Raw genomic sequence first — 15,681 nt, 5'->3', positions numbered from 1 at the left:
GGACAAAAAAACCCAGGCGAGGGAACATCGCCTGGGTTCAAAGTCGGTATCGCCCCGATGACCGTCGCCCGATGGAGCCGTTGCCGGCACCCGCGAGCCACGGGACGATACGTTAGCGCGCGACCGGTTAGACCGGTGTTAACCGGTCGATACGCCGACGTTACGGCGCCGCCTGCCGGTGCTGCGCGCGGGCCGCTGCGCCGCTTGGCCGGCCACGTGATCGACGATCAGGCCTGCCACGTCCTCGCCGGTCGCCCCCTCGATTCCCTCCAGCCCGGGCGAGGCATTGACCTCCAGCACCAACGGTCCACGCTGCGAGCGGATCAGGTCCACGCCGGCCACCCGCAACCCGAGCACGCCGGCGGCACGCACGGCCAGCTCGGCCTCTTCCGGACTGGCGGTCTCGGCGGTGCCGGTCCCGCCCCGATGCAGGTTGGAGCGGAAGTCGCCCACCGGCGCCTGCCGCCGCATCGCCCCGACCACGCGATCGCCGACGACGAAGCACCGCAGGTCGCAACCGTCCGCCTCGCCGATGAACTCCTGCACCAGGAACGTCGCATACAGGCCGCGCAGCGCCTCGATCACGCTGCGCGAGGCGGACGGCTTCTCGGTCAGCATCACCCCCGCACCCTGCGCGCCCTCGTTGAGCTTGATGACGTGCGGCGGCGGACCGAGCATCGACAGCAGATCGTGGGTATCGTCCGGGTTGTCGCCGAAGACGGTGACCGGCAGACCGATCCCCTGCGCGGCCAGGACCTGGTGCGCACGCAACTTGTCGCGCGCGGCGGTGATCGCCGCCGACGGGTTCGGCGTGTAGGCGCCCATCAGCTCGAACTGGTGCAGCACCGCATTGCCGTACCGGGTCACCGACGCGCCGATGCGCGGAATCACCGCGTCGAAATCGGCGATCGGGCGTCCCTTGTAGTGCATGGTGAAACCGTCCGACGCGATCCTCAGATAGCAGCGCAACGGATCCAGGACCCGGACCGTATGTCCCCTGCCGCGTGCGGCCTCGACCAGCCTGCGGGTCGAATACAGGCGTGTGTTGCGCGAAAGGATGGCGAGTTTCATGGGGCGGAAGCAGCCTGAGGTCCGCCCTTATACCGCAGTGACCGGCAACGGGCGCCTCACCACGCGCCGGCCACGCCGATCGCACCCGCATCCGGCGCTGCGGCCAGCGGCGCGATCACCAATGTATCCGGGATGTCGCGCTCGCCGGCCAGGCGGCGCGCGTCCTGCAGAGCGGCTTCCCACGAGCTCCGCTGCCCCAGCGTGTGGAACAGCCGGACCTGCAGCAGGGCCAGATCGAAATCATGCCGCGCCCACGGCGCGATCCGGCCCGACAGCGCGATCGCATCCTGCAAGGCGCCTTGCTCCAGCAACCAGGGCACGTAGGCCAGCACGACGTCGGCGATCTCGCGCGGTACGCCACGATCCTCGGCCCGCGTGAGCGCCCTCCGGTAGGTCCGCACCGTCTGCGGCGCCTGGTCACCGGTCCGGGCCAGGGCGGCGTCGAGCAGGGCCGACAGGGACGGCGCCGCGCCCCCCGCATCACCCGCCACCCCGTCGGTCTCTCTCTCCACTTCCTGCCTCGGCGCCCGCCCCAGTTGCAGCGCGATTTCTTCGCGCGCGAGCCGGACTTCGAGATGGCGCGAGCGCCAGGCATCCTCGGACCACCGGTCGAGCGCCGCATCGGCGATCGCCAGCGCCGCCTCCGCTTCGCCCTGCCCACGCGCCAGCGCCACGCGCAGCGCGTCGACACGGTGCAGATCGCCCGGCAGCACCGGCCCATCGCCGTGAAGGTCGAGCAAGGCCTCCGCCGCGTCGAACTCGCCCTGACGCATCAGGACTTCGGCACGCACGAGCGCCAGATGGGTGGACTGCGTTCTGTCCGCGATGCGGTCGCGCCACGACCAGGCGCGCTCGACGCTGGCCCGAGCGCGCTCAGGCTGAAGCAGTTGCAGATGCACCATCGCCAGGGTGGCCTGCACCGACACCACTTCGTGCACGGCGTCGTAGCGCTCGAACTCCGTGGCGGCGCGCGCGAAGAACTCCACCGCCTGCGCCGGCCGGGCCCGCTGGACTTCCAGATGCCCCAGATTGGCATCGACCCGCGCGACCGAAAGCGGATCGCCGGTGCGGGTCAGCAGGATGCGCGCCTGCCCCAGGTCCTCCAGCGCGCGATCGAAATCGCCGAGCGCCGAGCGGGTGATGCCACGTCCCATCAGCGCCGACCCGAGCAAGGCCGCCTGTGACTCCGAATCCAGCAGCCCGATGGCGTCGTCGTAGTCGCGCTCGCCGTCGTGATAGCGATCCAGCCGGACATTGATGGCGCCGCGGGTCATGTGCGCACGGGCGCGGAACGCGGAATCGTCGCGCGCCGTGTCCGTGTCCAGCAGCCGGTCCACCTGGGCGAGGCTCTCGCGGTACTTGCCCTCGCGAAAGTCCACCTGGACCAGACGCAACAGCAATTGCGGTTCCGCACGCTGCTGTTCGGGAGCCGCTTCGAGAATGCTGCGGGCGGTGTCCAGTTCGTTGCCGAGTATCGCCGCCTGGGCCCGCTGCAGACGTTCGGTCAGCGCGAGCGCGGCATCATCTCCGGGATCGGGGCTCCCGAGCGCCGCCAGCAGCCGACTCGTCGCCACGTCGGCAGCCTGCAGCAACTGCACATCGGCACCGGCCCCGCGACGCCGCCCGCCCTCCGCATCTTCGGCACCGACCTCGACATGCCACACGCCGTCGCGCTCGTACGCGGCGCTGGTGACGGTCCACCCGTGGCCGGCCGCCTGCCGAGCCCGTTCGCTGCGCGCCTCCGACGAGGCCGCACCGTGCAACAGGGCGAGCACGCTGTCGGTGGGCGGCACCGCCATGCCACTGCGGCGAAGACGATCACCGATGTAGTCCATCAGCCCGAAACGGGCCCAGCTCGCCGCGTCCGATCCGGTCACGATGGTCGGCAACACGATGACCGCAGCATCCACACGCTCGACGCTGACCGGCAGCAGACCCTCGGACGATGTCCAGGGTCGATGCGTGAGCGCCCACCATGCCCCCAGCGTGGTCAACAGGGCCACCGCGATCGCAGCCGCCAGCAGCCCCCCGGCACCATCGCGTCCGATGCGCGCTCGCGCGCGGGCGGCGGTGCCCACACCCACACGCGCTGGAACGCGCACAGACGCGGGCTCGGGCTCGAGCTTGGGCTTGGGCTCGGACGCCGGCGCAGCCACGGCGGGTGTCGGCTCGGCCGTCAGCTGCGGCGTGGCCGCAGCCTCGTGTGCGATTTCGCCGACCCAGCGGAAGCCGAATCGCGGCACGGTGCGGATGCAGCGCTGCTCCTGACCGTCGTCGCCCACCGCCCGACGCGCACGCAACACGATCTGCCCGAGTTGGGCATCGGATACGTTGTCGCGCGAAAACACCGCGCGTGCGAGCTCGTCGCGACCGACTGCACGGTCGCGGGCTTCGATCAGGGTCTGCAGGCACTCCAGCGTCCGCGCGGGCAGTACGACGGGCACGCCGTCCCGGCGCAGCTCGCGCGCGCCGCAATCCAGAACATAGCTGTCAAAACGATAGATGGCGCTCGACATCGATCGAACGATACGTACGCGCCCGGCCCCCTTCCGGACACGCCGGTACTCCACGGCGAATGTGCCCGCCCAGTATGTCCCAATTCGCCCGGTCGGCGGAGCCGTCCGTGATGGCCTACTGCCCGCCGCAGGCACGGCCATCACTCTCATGCCGCACTGCGGCAGCCCCATCCCGAGGCGGTGTGCCATAGTCCGGGCGCATCACCGCTGTGCAGAAGAGGGCCACCCTCGTCTTGGCAGGTGGCTCCGGCATTCCACTCTGGGAGGGGTCATATGCTCGAGCAACACGGTCTGTGGCTGGCGCTCGCGTGCGCCGCCGTCGCAATTCTCTATGGGGTCGTGTCGGCACGCTGGATCGCCCGGCAGCCGGCAGGCAATGCCCGCATGCAGGAAATCGCCGGGGCGATCCAGGAAGGCGCCCGCGCCTATTTGAACCGGCAGTACCTGACGATCTCCATCGTCGGCGTCGTCCTGCTGCTGGGCGTCGGTTTCGCCCTGGACTGGGCGACCGCGATCGGCTTCCTGATCGGCGCCGTCCTCTCGGGCGCGGCGGGCTACATCGGCATGGTCGTGTCGGTACGTGCCAACGTTCGCACCGCGGAGGCCGCCCGCCAGGGCATGAGCAAGGCCATGGACGTCGCGTTCCGCGGCGGCGCGATCACCGGCATGCTGGTGGTGGGCCTGGGCCTGCTCGGCGTGGCCGGCTACTGGTACGTGCTCAATGCCATGGGTCTGGCCGGCGACAGGGCGCTGCATGCCCTCGTCGGGCTGGCGTTCGGCTCGTCGCTGATCTCGATCTTCGCGCGGCTGGGCGGCGGCATTTTCACCAAGGGCGCCGACGTGGGCGCGGACCTGGTCGGCAAGGTGGAGGCCGGGATTCCGGAAGACGATCCACGCAACCCTGCGGTGATCGCCGACAACGTCGGCGACAACGTCGGCGACTGCGCCGGCATGGCGGCCGATCTGTTCGAAACCTACGCGGTCACCGTGATCGCGACGATGCTGCTGGGCTATCTGATGGCGACCGAGGTCGGCGGCAACGGACCGTTGTACCCGCTGGTCCTCGGCGGCGCGTCGATCCTGGCGTCGATCGTCGGCGCGATGTGCGTCAAGGTGAAACCGGGCGGCTCGATCATGGGGGCGCTGTACCGCGGCGTGGTGGTCTCCGGCGTCATCGCCGCGGTGCTGTACTACCCGATCACCCAGGAACTGATGGCCGAGAACCTCTACGGCCCGATGAATCTCTACGTGTGCGCCCTGATCGGTCTGGTGCTGACCGGTGCCATCGTCTGGATCACCGAGTACTACACCGGCACCCAGTACAAGCCCGTGCAGCATGTGGCGGCAGCCAGCACCACCGGACACGGCACCAACATCATCGCCGGGCTCGGCGTGTCGATGAAATCCACCGCGTTGCCGGTGGTGGCGGTGTGCGTCGCGATCTGGGCCTGCCACGCGCTGGGCGGGCTGTACGGCATCGCCATCGCGGCGACGTCGATGCTGTCGATGGCCGGCATGATCGTGGCGCTCGACGCCTACGGCCCGATCACCGACAACGCCGGCGGCATCGCCGAGATGGCGGAACTTCCGCCGGAGGTGCGCGACATCACCGATCCGCTCGATGCGGTCGGCAACACCACCAAGGCGGTCACCAAGGGTTATGCGATCGGTTCGGCAGCGCTGGCCGCGCTGGTGCTGTTCGCCGACTACACCCACAACCTGCAGGCCAACAATCCGGGGCAGAGTTTCGCGTTCGACCTGTCGGACCACTACGTGATCATCGGCCTGCTGATCGGCGGCCTGATCCCGTACCTGTTCGGCGCGCTCGCGATGGAGGCCGTGGGTCGCGCCGCCGGCGCCGTGGTCGAGGAGGTGCGGCGCCAGTTCCGCGAGATCCCGGGGATCATGGCCGGTACCGCGAAACCGCAGTACGACCGCGCCGTCGACATGCTCACCCGCTCGGCGATCCGCGAAATGATCGTGCCGTCGCTGCTGCCGGTGGCGGTGCCGATCGTGGTCGGCCTGCTGCTGGGACCGCGCGCGCTGGGCGGCCTGCTGATCGGCACCATCGTCACCGGCCTGTTCGTGGCGATCTCGATGACCACCGGCGGCGGCGCCTGGGACAACGCCAAGAAGTACATCGAGGACGGCCACCACGGCGGCAAGGGCAGCGAGGCGCACAAGGCGGCGGTCACCGGCGACACCGTGGGCGACCCCTACAAGGACACCGCGGGCCCGGCGATCAATCCGTTGATCAAGATCATCAACATCGTGGCCCTGCTGATGGTCCCGCTCCTGTAGACCCGAAAGCAGGGCGCCCGCACCGCCCTCGCCGCCACGCCCCCATCGAAGCGACTCCCGTACGGCACCACCGCCCCTCTCCCGCTTGCGGGAGAGGGGTTGGGGTGAGGGCCATCGGGCGGCATGCCTCGGAAAAGCGCCCTCATCCGCCCCTGCGGGGCACCTTCTCCCGCAAGCGGGAGAAGGGATGCCACCCCTGGCATCCGGACGGCTTCTTACCCAGGCACGCGCGGGACCATCGCGGGCATACTGGTCCCGCACCCACCCAAGGGAACGCCACCATGCCGCTGACGCGCCGCACGCTGCTGTCCACCGGTCTCGCCCTGTGCTGCCTGGCGCCGCTGCGTCGGGCGCTTGCCGCCGCGGAGTCGCCCCCCGTCGACCCCGCCAACCTCCAGCCCGGCCAGTTCGTCTGGCATCCGGAGATCGCCCCCGACGGCCCGGTGGTGCTGGTGGTCAGCCTCGACGAACAGCGGGCCTACGCCTATCGCAACGGCATCGCCATCGGCGTGTCGACGATCAGCTCCGGCCGAGAAGGCAAGGAGACGCCGACCGGAGTGTTCACGATCCTGCAGAAGAACCGCGATCACCACTCCAACCTCTACAACAACGCGTCGATGCCCTTCATGCAACGACTCACCTGGGACGGCATCGCCCTGCATGGGGCGGGGCGATCCCCGGGTATCCCGCGTCCCACGGCTGCGTGCGCCTGCCGCAAGCCTTCGCCGAGAAGCTGTTCGGCATCACCCGCAACGGCGATACGGTGGTGGTGGCCGACGCCAAGGCCTCGCCGGCGAGCCTGGTCCACCCTGCCCTGCTCGCACCTGTGGACCGCCAGGGGCAGGCTGCCGCGCTTCCGCAGGCATCCGACGGGACCGATGCGGCATGGCGCGATGACACCGCCGACGCGCAGGGACCGCTGAGCGTCCTGGTCAGCCTGCAGCAACGGCGCGTCTACGCCATGCGCAACGGCGTGGTCGTCGGCGACGCAGCCCTTGAGGTCCGCCCCGGCTTCCGGGTGGGCGGTTCGGTCCTGATGGTGGTGGGCAGCGAAACCGAAGCCGTCCCCAGCCTGATCGATCCCAGCCGGCCCCGTCATCGCTGGAGCGCCTACCCCCTGCTGGGCGTGGATGCGCATGGGCTGGAAGTGCTGCAGATGCAGCTCGAACAGGGCGCGCTCCACGTCGACCCCGCCTTCGCGCATCGGCTCTACGCGGCGCTTCAACCCGGCACCACCGTGCTGCTGACCGACCTGCCCGCGGTGCGCGACGACCCGGCGGATGGCGGGATCGCGCCGGTGCTGGAGTCGGATGAGGGGCAAGGCTGACCGGTTCAGCACCCCGACCTTCCGCTGAACGCGACCTTCACACCGCCGTGATCCCTCACGCCGGCCCGGTATCCTCGCGCCCCATGCGCCGCTGTCTCTCGACCTGCACGCTCGTCGCGCTCCTGCCCCTGGCCGCCACGTCCGCCGCTCCCGTCGCGACGGTCACGCCGGCGCAGACGCCTGCCCCGGCACTGTCCACGCTGCCCGCGATCCCTGTGGGGCCTCCGGCACCGGACACCCTGTTCGACCACCTCGCCAGGGTCGCGCCCGCGCTCGACCGGGATGTCCTGCGACTCGCCACCCGTGCACTAGGGTGCGCGTTGCGCCAGCCCGGCGTCGACGCGCCACGCACGCTCAGCGTCATCGACTATTCGCTCCCGTCCACCCAGCAGCGGCTTTGGGTGTTCGACCTGGCCGACGGCGACCTGCTGTTCGAAGAATGGGTCGCCCATGGGCGCAACACCGGCGGAAACCTGGCCACCGCGTTCTCCAACATCTACGGCAGCTACCAGTCCAGCCTGGGCACGTTCCTCACCCAGGAAAGCTACGTGGGCAGCAACGGGTACTCGCTGCGCCTGAAGGGCCTCGAGCCCGGTTTCAACGATCTCGCACGCGAACGGGCGATCGTCATCCATGGCGCCCCTTACGTGAACCCGGACGCGGCGATCGCACAGGGCCGGCTGGGGCGCAGCCTCGGCTGTCCCGCGGTCCGCTCCGCGGTCGCGCGGGAGCTGATCGACACCATCCGCGACGGTTCTCTGGTGGTGGCCTATTACCCGGACCCGGACTGGCTCCAGCGTTCGGAATTGCTGCTGTCGGACTGCGGCACACCGATGCTCGCCGGCGCGACCGCGCACGCGGACTGAGCACGCGACGCCGGGCGTCGCCCACCTTCAGTGCGCCGCGCGCACCGGCTCGGCCGCATCGAAGCGACCGGCCTCCACGTCGAACCAGTCCGTGCACAGCAACGTCTGCTGCTCCGCCTGTTCGAAGCCGGCCCGCCAGACCTCGACCCCGTCGCGGGTCTCGGGTGCGGAGAACGCCGCAGGATCGAACGGCGCCACGCCCAGGCACCAGCGCACGCGGCGCAGCGGCTGCTCGGTCGGAGGCGCGAGGACGAACGTGCCTTCCAGTGCATCGCCGCCGGCCAGCTTCGCCGCCAGCGGCGTCGGCGGCACCGTCGGCGTCGGCTGCGACAGCGCCCTGGCGGCGTGATACAGGCTCACCTCGCCGGGAGCGTCCTCGACGAAGATCGGCTCGCCCACCACGCCTTCGGTCTGGCGGCCGGTCAGCACCGCATGACGGTCGCCGCGATCGAACACGGCGACCGGGTCCGCGCCGCCGTTCTCCAGCCGGTACCGGACCGAGACCGCACCGGTCTGCTCGGCGAACGCGAACGTCGCCGTGAGGCGCAGGGTATCGGATGCGACCTCGGTGGTCGCGGGATCGTCGGTCGCCGGGGGCGGGCTCATGGGGGCTCCTGGAGAATCGGGCGCGGTGGCGTGGGCACAGGCGCCGACCAGCCCGGCCCCGATCAGGCAGGACGCGGCACACAGGCGGACGCGGGAGGCAACGGAGAGCATGGTCGATAGCCTAATCAGCGATGGGGCGACCCGCGTGAACGCGGGCCGCCCCGATCCCTTCCCGAAAGGTCTGCAATGCCAACCGAAGGTGGATTACAGGGCGTAGCTGGGGCGATCCGGCAACCCGAGCTCCCGGCGCAGGCCGTTCTCGGTCAGGTGGATCGGGTTGCTGCTGGTGGGAGGCGTGCTGGGATCGCCGTCGAAATCGAACGGGGGCGCCGAGGTCTCGAGACCCACGGCCTGTCGTTCGGCGTTGGGCACTCGACCGCTGTCGGGACCGCTGTCGACATAGGTCCCGGGCTGGAAGGTGCCGGTCACGCCGTTATAGGCGTGCGACATCTCGTGGTACAGCACCACGGTCGGCGACGGGAAAGCGTCCATGTGGAAGGACGGGTTGTAGCTGATGGTCACGTTGCCGCCGGGCCCGGCCTGTCCGTTCGTGATCTCGGCGCGGCCGAAGGTCTGGGCATACCCGTTCTGCTCGTTGGCCAGCTCCTGGATGGTCACGCGGTTGCCCTTGTTCGCGGCGGCCGCGTCGAACTCGCCCAGCATCTGGGCACCGGCGGGCGAGCTGCGCAGGAAGTCCATCTCGGCACCGATGCGATCGACGAACTGCTGCGAACCCGTCACTTCCACGGTCCGCCCGGCCCGCGGATCGATCTCGACATTGACGACGGTCGGACGTGCGCCGGTCGATGCATTGATCACGTCGCCGACCTCGGCATAGACCACGTCGTTGTCGCCCGCGCCGTGCACCGTGTCGTCGCCCAGGCCGGTGTAGACGTGGTTGCGCCCGTTGGCATCCAGATGGAATTCGGTGTCGCCGCTGCCACCGGACAGGATGTTGTGCCCACTGCCGCCGTGGATCTCGGACGTGCCGTTGCCGCCGTCGATGAAATTGAAGCCCGCGCCGCCGCGGATCACGTTGTCGCCCTGTCCGCCGAAGATGATGTTGTCGCCGTCGAGCGCGGTGATCTCGTCGTCGCCGCGGCCGCCGTCGATGTCGTTGCGGCCGCCGATCACCTCGATGGTGTCGTTGCCTTCGCCGCCGAAGATCCGGTCGTCGCCCATGCCGGTGCGGATGAAGTCGTCGCCGGCGCCGGCATCGATGACCAGGTTCACGGTGACGTTCGGCGCGGCGATGATCGTGTCGTTGCCGTCGCCGGTGCGGAGGCTCAGTTCCTGCTGGGTGTTGAGGCGCAGCGCGTACTGCTCGCCGTTGACGTCGACGTCCAGGGTGCCGTCGTCGCGCTGGCTGATCTGGACTTGGTCGTCCTTGCCGCCCTTGGTCTCGAGGACGATCATGTCGCTGCTGACGCGGCCGTCGGCGCTGGTGCGCTCGCGCGTCACGGTGGCTTCGGTGCCCTCGTGGAGACCGCCCACGACGATCGGCTTCCCGTCCGGGGTCTGCTTCGAGGGCAACTGGCTGCCGCGATCGTTGCCGTTGATCGCGATGCCGGTTTCGGCGGCATTGAGCTGGGCGCCCATCCGCACGTCGGCCGACTCGCCCGGCGCCAGCGGCGCATCGAGGAAGTTGTCGCGCTCCGATGCCTGGGCTTCCTGTTCGCTCCAGTACCCCTGCGACTGGGAGGGCAACTGGGACGGCGAGACGGTCGACAAATCGTTCATGACGGGCCTGTGACTGGATACGGTGGGGTATAGATACGCCCGGGTACGGGGGGTCGCCAGCTAGGGCGTACCCCACCCTCGGGATCACCCGAGATCCGTCATGTGCTGCGGCGCAACAGCCCGGCGACGTAGAATGACGCCCCCTTTCACCCCCGGCGCGTCGCGCCGATCTTCAGTGGAGCCGCCATCGCCATGGGCCTGGACCTCGTCAGCACCGGCAAGAATCCCCCGCACGAAATCAACGTCGTCATCGAGATCCCCAAGGACTCGGAGCCGGTCAAGTACGAAGTCGACAAGGAAAGCGGCGCGATCTTCGTCGATCGCGTGCTGTCGACGCCCATGCGCTACCCCTGCAACTACGGCTACGTGCCCAACACCGTCTGCGGCGACGGCGACCCGGCCGATGTCATGGTGATCCTGCCGCTGCCGCTGGTCCCGGGCTCGGTCATCCGCTGCCGTCCGGTCGGCGTGCTGAAGATGTCCGACGAGGCCGGCAGCGACGAGAAACTGCTGGCGGTACCGGTCGACAAGGTCTTCGCCGGCTACGCGCACGTGGATGATCTGGACAAGGTGTCCGGCCACTGGCTGGAACGCATCGGCCACTTCTTCGAGCACTACAAGGATCTCGAGAAGGGCAAGTGGGTCAAGATCGACGGTTGGGGCGACGCCGCCGAGGCGCGCAAGATCCTCGAAGACGCGATCGTCGCCTTCGACAAGGACCGCTGATCCGGCGGACCGCGGCGCCGGTCGCATTTTCCCGATCCGCGCCGGGCCTCCGGCGCGGTCGGTTGTTATGATCGGCTCGGCCGCGGCGCGAGCGCGCACGGTCGACCGGGGGGAGTACCGCGTGCATATTCTGTTCGTCGGCGGCGAAGACAGCCTGCCGACCGATCTCATCGATCTCGTGGCCGGCGTCGACGACGCCTGGCAGATCCAGCATGTCGCCGACGGCGGCACCGCCATGGCCATCGTCGCCGACGCACCGCTCGATGTGGTCGTGGTCGCCCCGACGCTTCCGGACATGCCGGCCGCGACCTTGCTCGGACAGGTTCGGGCGCTGCGGCCTGAAACCTCGCGTATCGCGCTGATCGCCAGCCAACAGGCGCCGCCGGTGCGTGTGCTCTCGCTCGCGCACCGCTTCCTGCCGCTGCCGTTGAGCGAAGAAGCCCTGCTCGAAGCGATCGGCAGCCTCGAAGAACTCCGCGAACTGCTCGACAACCCGGCGCTGCGCGAGTGCATCGGCCGTATCGACCGCCTGCCGTCCCCGCCGCAGACCTATCTGGCGCTGATGCAGGCGCTCGAAGCCGACGAAGACACCAGCGCGATGGACATCGCGCGCCTGATTTCCGGAGACCCCGCGATCGCGGCCAAGGTCCTGCAGCTGTGCAACTCGGCGTATTTTTCCGCCGGACGCACGCTGACCGACCTGCGTTCGGCGGTCACCCGGCTGGGCCAGGCGACCTTGCGCGACCTGGTCCTCGCCAGCGAAGTGTTCTCCCATGCCGGCGACGACGGCCCGGGGCGGTACGCGCTGCAGCAACGCGCCCTGATCGCCTCGCAACTGGCACGACGGATGCTGCCCGACGCCAGCGCGGAGCTCGGCGCCACCGCAGCGCTGTTGGCGGACATCGGACTGCTGCTGCCCGGCGTACGCGACGAGCGCGACCCGCAGGCCGCGACGAGCGGCGACATCCCGGGCCACAGCGAGGCCGGCGCCTATCTGCTCGGCCTGTGGGGCCTGCCGATGCCGATCATCGAGGGGGTCGCCTTCCAGCGCGATCCCGCGCGTTCCGGCACCCGCAGCTTCTGGGTGGCCGGTGCGGTCCATGTCGCCACCGCCCTGGTCAGCGGCGACACGCTCGACGAGGAGTACCTGCGCCGCACCGGCATGAGCGGACGCATCGACGGTTGGCGCGAACAGGCGGCCGCCATGATGACGTCTGCACGGCCGACTGCCGTCGCCTGACGTTGCGCGTCCCTCGCGATCCGCGCGGGATCTCGGCGTCGGCGGCAGATGTCGTTGCCGCCACACCCATCGCGCGAGGCGCCTGCAGCCCCGCGACACGGGGCGGCGGTGACGACGGGCGGTTCGCGGCACCGACGAAGCGTCGACGCATCGCGCGAAAAAGATGCCTCGTCCGACTGCGGCGGCGCCCGGTGGACCGAGGCGGTGTGATGCCTCGTTTCACCGGATGGCGGTGACCGGCCGCCCGGGCACGACATCAATGGGAGGCACGAAAATCGGCGAAAAGCCAAAAGAAAGAGGCGGGCATCGCTGCCCGCCTCTTTCATGCCGCATGTGCGATTCGGATCAGAACCGCTGGGTGTAGCGCATGTACATGAAACGACCGATGTCGAACCCACCGTAATACGGGAAGTTGCTGTTCGGCTGGCTGTACATGATCGGGCCTTCGCGATCGAAGACGTTGTTCACGCCGAGCGAAACCGTTGCATCCCACGGGGTGTTGTAACGGAACTGCACGTCGTGGAACGTGTTCGAACCCACCTGGTTCGACGGCTGCTCGAGCGTGTACTCCGAGGTGAAGTTCGGCAGGTTGCACTCGGGACCGCCGTCGAGGTCGTAGCTGCACGCTTCCTTCATGCCGGAGTAGTAGCGCACGCCCCAGTTCACGCCGACCGTCTCGTTGATCGCCCAGTCGATGTTGAGGTTCGACTTGATGCGGAAGTCGCCGGCCCAGCCGGTGTACTGCTCGACCGGGGTGCCTTCCTCGTTGTCGCGGCGGTACTCGCTGTAGTCGACGTACGTCGTCTTCCAGTCGAACGAGATGCGGCCGAACGCGGTTTCCGGCATGCGATAGCGCACGCCCACGTCGTAACCCGCGGTCTCCTGGTAGCCACCGTTGATCAGCGTGCGGGTCACGTCGACCACCTGGCCAGCATCGGAACGCACGAAGCGGTCGCAGGCGGCGTCGATCGACAGCAGGTAGCACTGGTTGAGGATCGAGGTCACCGTCTCGGCGGCGATCACGTTGTCGATGCGGATCTTCCACCAGTCGAGGCTGACGTCGAAGCCGTCGATGAAGGCCGGGCTGTAGACCAGACCCAGACCCCAGCTCTTCGACTCTTCCGGCTGCAGCTCGGGGTTCGAACCGGACTCGTAGGGCACCGCCGACTGCGAGCCGGGGCCGGTCGCGTCCACGCCGCCCGAGGCGACCTGGCGGAAGTCCGCCGCCACGCCGGCCGCCGCACACGCCGCCGCGACGGACGGATTGCGGGTCGCCGCACCGAACAGGGTGTCGCAGGGGTCGGTGTAGAAGTCGAAGGTCTGGCTGGTGCCGCCGAACAGATCGCCCACGGTCGGCGCGCGGAAGCCGGTCGCGTAGGTGCCGCGGACCAGCAGGTCCTCGAACGGACGCCACTTCAGGCCGGCCTTGCCGTTGCTGGTGCTGCCGAAGGTGTCGTAGTCCGAGTAGCGGCCGGCGAGGTCGAGCGACAGTTCCTGCGCGAACGGCACGTCGGCCAGCAGCGGGATCTGGAACTCCAGGTAGGCCTCGTTGAGCGAGTAGTCGCCCTGGGTCGGGCCACCGGCCAGGCTGGTGCTCAGGCCGGACTGCAGCAGCGCGTCGGGCGTGTAGCGGGCTTCTTCCTTGCGGTGCTCGATGCCGAACGCCACGCCCAGGTCGCCTGCCGGCAGGGTCGCCAGCACGCCGCCGATGTTGGCGCTGAAGATGTGGGTGGTGGTCTCGGAGGTGTCGTGCGACGGCAGCATCAGGTACTGCTGCAGCGCCGGGTCGTTGAGCGTGTTGGCGTAGTCGGTCGGATCGCCGAAGCGGGTCAGCGGGTTCCACGGCGTGCAGCCGGCGATCACGTTGCCCGGGGTGCCGCACTTGACGATGCCGTCGGTGTCCATGAACGACGCGCCGAGCGCATTCTGGGTGTTGGGCAGGAACAGATCGCCGTAGCCCGACACGGTGCCCTTGTTCTGGTTGTAGACGTAACCCACGTCCCAGTCCCAGAACCGCTCGCCGGTCTCGAAGGTGCCTTCCAGCGCACCGCTGAAGCGGTAGGTGGTCAGCTCGCGGTTGGTGCGGCGCGGCACTTCCGAGGTACGACGGATGACCGAGACGTCCTCGTCGAGCGGGTTGTAGTAGCTGTCGCCCGACATCACCAGGCCGAACGCGCCGGTCTGGAACGGATAGCCCGCGATCTGCTGGTCGGTCTCGCGGTTGGTGTAGAGGAAATCACCGCGCAGGCGCAGGTTGTCGTTGAAATCGAACGAGCCGTTGGCGAACACCGAACGACGCTCGATCCCGGTCTGCAGGTACATCTCCTGGCTCGGGTTGGCGTAGTCGGTCAGCGGATCGGTCGGACGATAGTCGTCGAAGTTGGTCGGATCGCCACCCGGACGCAGCGTGAAGCTGTCATTACCGACAATCAGACGGCCCTGGTTGGTGGCGGCGCTCCAGCCGTTGGCGCGCGGTTCGCCGGTGGCCGGGTCGATATCCGGCACCGGATGACGCGGGCCGTTCGGGAAGCGGCTGAAATCGCGGTCGGCCGCGAACACCGGATCTTCCTTGCTGTACTCGGCGCCGAGCATGAAGGAGCTGCGCTCGCCGACGGTGCCGGCGACGATGTTGAAGCTTTCCTTCGCACCATCGCCCTGGCCGAACTGGCCGTAGTAGGCGCTGGCCTCGAGGCCGTCGAAGTCGCGACGGGTGATGATGTTGATCACGCCGGCGACGGCGTCCGAACCGTAGATCGCGGACGCGCCGTCGGTCAGCACTTCGACGCGCTCCACGACCGAGGTCGGGATCGAGGCGAGGTCGGAGTAGCCGTCCGACGTGATGCCCATGCGGCGGCCGTTGAGCAGCACCAGCGTGCGCTGCGGGCCGAGGCCGCGCAGATCGACGTACTGGCCGCCCACGTTCTCGCCGGAGGCGAGCGCGTCGGCGCGGCTGATCGCCGGCGAGCCGGTGTTGCTGATGTTCTGGATGATGTCGGCGACGCTGGTGAAGCCCTGACGCTCGATGTCCTGGCGCTGCAGCATGACCACCGGCTGGGAGGTCTCGACGCTGGCCTGACGGATGCGCGAGCCGGTCACCTCGATACGGTCGAGCGTGGTGGCGCCTTGGTTGGCAGTGGTGTCCTGCGCGGCCGAGATCGCCGGCACCATGGCGGCGACGATGGCGGCAGGAAGCAGGCCCTTCCGCAAAGCGGGAGTGCGAAGTTTCATTTGTTTCTCTCTCCAGAGGTCTTCGTTACGGACGCGTTAAAGCGTCCATGCACGTTAAGC

The 15,681-nt window shown here is 69.0% G+C and carries 9 protein-coding genes and 1 pseudogene; 5 read left to right on the top strand and 5 right to left on the bottom strand.

The genetic code is table 11. The features are described from left to right. Window positions 1-138: 138 nt before the first annotated feature. Window positions 139-1,071 carry a 30S ribosomal protein S6--L-glutamate ligase gene (rimK, locus tag RG19_RS01560; RefSeq protein WP_058833722.1) on the bottom strand — a complete coding sequence of 311 codons (933 nt, stop codon included), beginning with the start codon at window positions 1,069-1,071 and terminating at the stop codon, window positions 139-141. A gap of 56 nt (window positions 1,072-1,127) precedes the next feature. Beyond that, window positions 1,128-3,587 carry a winged helix-turn-helix domain-containing protein gene (locus RG19_RS01555; protein WP_058833721.1) on the bottom strand — a complete coding sequence of 820 codons (2,460 nt, stop codon included), beginning with the start codon at window positions 3,585-3,587 and terminating at the stop codon, window positions 1,128-1,130. A gap of 273 nt (window positions 3,588-3,860) precedes the next feature. On the opposite strand from RG19_RS01555, the gene RG19_RS01550 reads away from it, so the two are divergent. The 3 genes and pseudogenes from RG19_RS01550 to RG19_RS01540 all read left to right on the top strand — a co-directional run bounded on the left by RG19_RS01550 (window position 3,861) and on the right by RG19_RS01540 (window position 8,081). Continuing rightward, complete coding sequence (locus RG19_RS01550) at window positions 3,861-5,888, top strand: sodium-translocating pyrophosphatase (protein ID WP_058833720.1); 2,028 nt, start codon at window positions 3,861-3,863, stop codon at window positions 5,886-5,888. A 281-nt stretch (window positions 5,889-6,169) separates the two neighbouring features. Beyond that, a pseudogene (locus RG19_RS18100) lies at window positions 6,170-7,215 on the top strand (L,D-transpeptidase). Window positions 7,216-7,298: 83 nt separating this feature from the next. Next, window positions 7,299-8,081, top strand: a complete 783-nt coding sequence (locus RG19_RS01540) for a murein L,D-transpeptidase catalytic domain family protein (RefSeq protein ID WP_082672413.1) — start codon at window positions 7,299-7,301, stop codon at window positions 8,079-8,081. A gap of 27 nt (window positions 8,082-8,108) precedes the next feature. On the opposite strand, the gene RG19_RS01535 is transcribed toward RG19_RS01540, so the two are convergent. Next, window positions 8,109-8,687, bottom strand: a complete 579-nt coding sequence (locus RG19_RS01535) for a hypothetical protein (protein WP_058833719.1) — start codon at window positions 8,685-8,687, stop codon at window positions 8,109-8,111. Between the two features lie 204 nt (window positions 8,688-8,891). After that, complete coding sequence (locus RG19_RS01530) at window positions 8,892-10,427, bottom strand: M91 family zinc metallopeptidase (protein ID WP_058833718.1); 1,536 nt, start codon at window positions 10,425-10,427, stop codon at window positions 8,892-8,894. 192 nt (window positions 10,428-10,619) lie between these two features. On the opposite strand from RG19_RS01530, the gene ppa reads away from it, so the two are divergent. Both ppa and RG19_RS01520 read left to right on the top strand, forming a co-directional pair. Next, window positions 10,620-11,153, top strand: coding sequence for an inorganic diphosphatase (gene ppa, locus RG19_RS01525; RefSeq protein WP_058833717.1), 534 nt, complete (start codon window positions 10,620-10,622; stop codon window positions 11,151-11,153). A 121-nt stretch (window positions 11,154-11,274) separates the two neighbouring features. Further along, entirely contained in the window at window positions 11,275-12,393 is a 1,119-nt protein-coding gene (locus RG19_RS01520) for an HDOD domain-containing protein (protein ID WP_058836350.1), read from the top strand. A 345-nt stretch (window positions 12,394-12,738) separates the two neighbouring features. Here RG19_RS01520 and RG19_RS01515 read toward each other — a convergent pair whose 3' ends face one another. Next, a complete protein-coding gene (locus tag RG19_RS01515) occupies window positions 12,739-15,621 on the bottom strand; it encodes a TonB-dependent receptor (RefSeq protein WP_058833716.1) in 2,883 nt (960 codons plus the stop codon). Window positions 15,622-15,681: the final 60 nt, after the last annotated feature.

The organism is Luteimonas abyssi, assembly GCF_001482195.1.
GTDB classification, from domain to species: domain Bacteria; phylum Pseudomonadota; class Gammaproteobacteria; order Xanthomonadales; family Xanthomonadaceae; genus Luteimonas; species Luteimonas abyssi.
The sequence above is the reverse complement of the archived record's forward strand: the minus strand, read 5'-3'. Positions and strand labels throughout refer to the sequence as shown.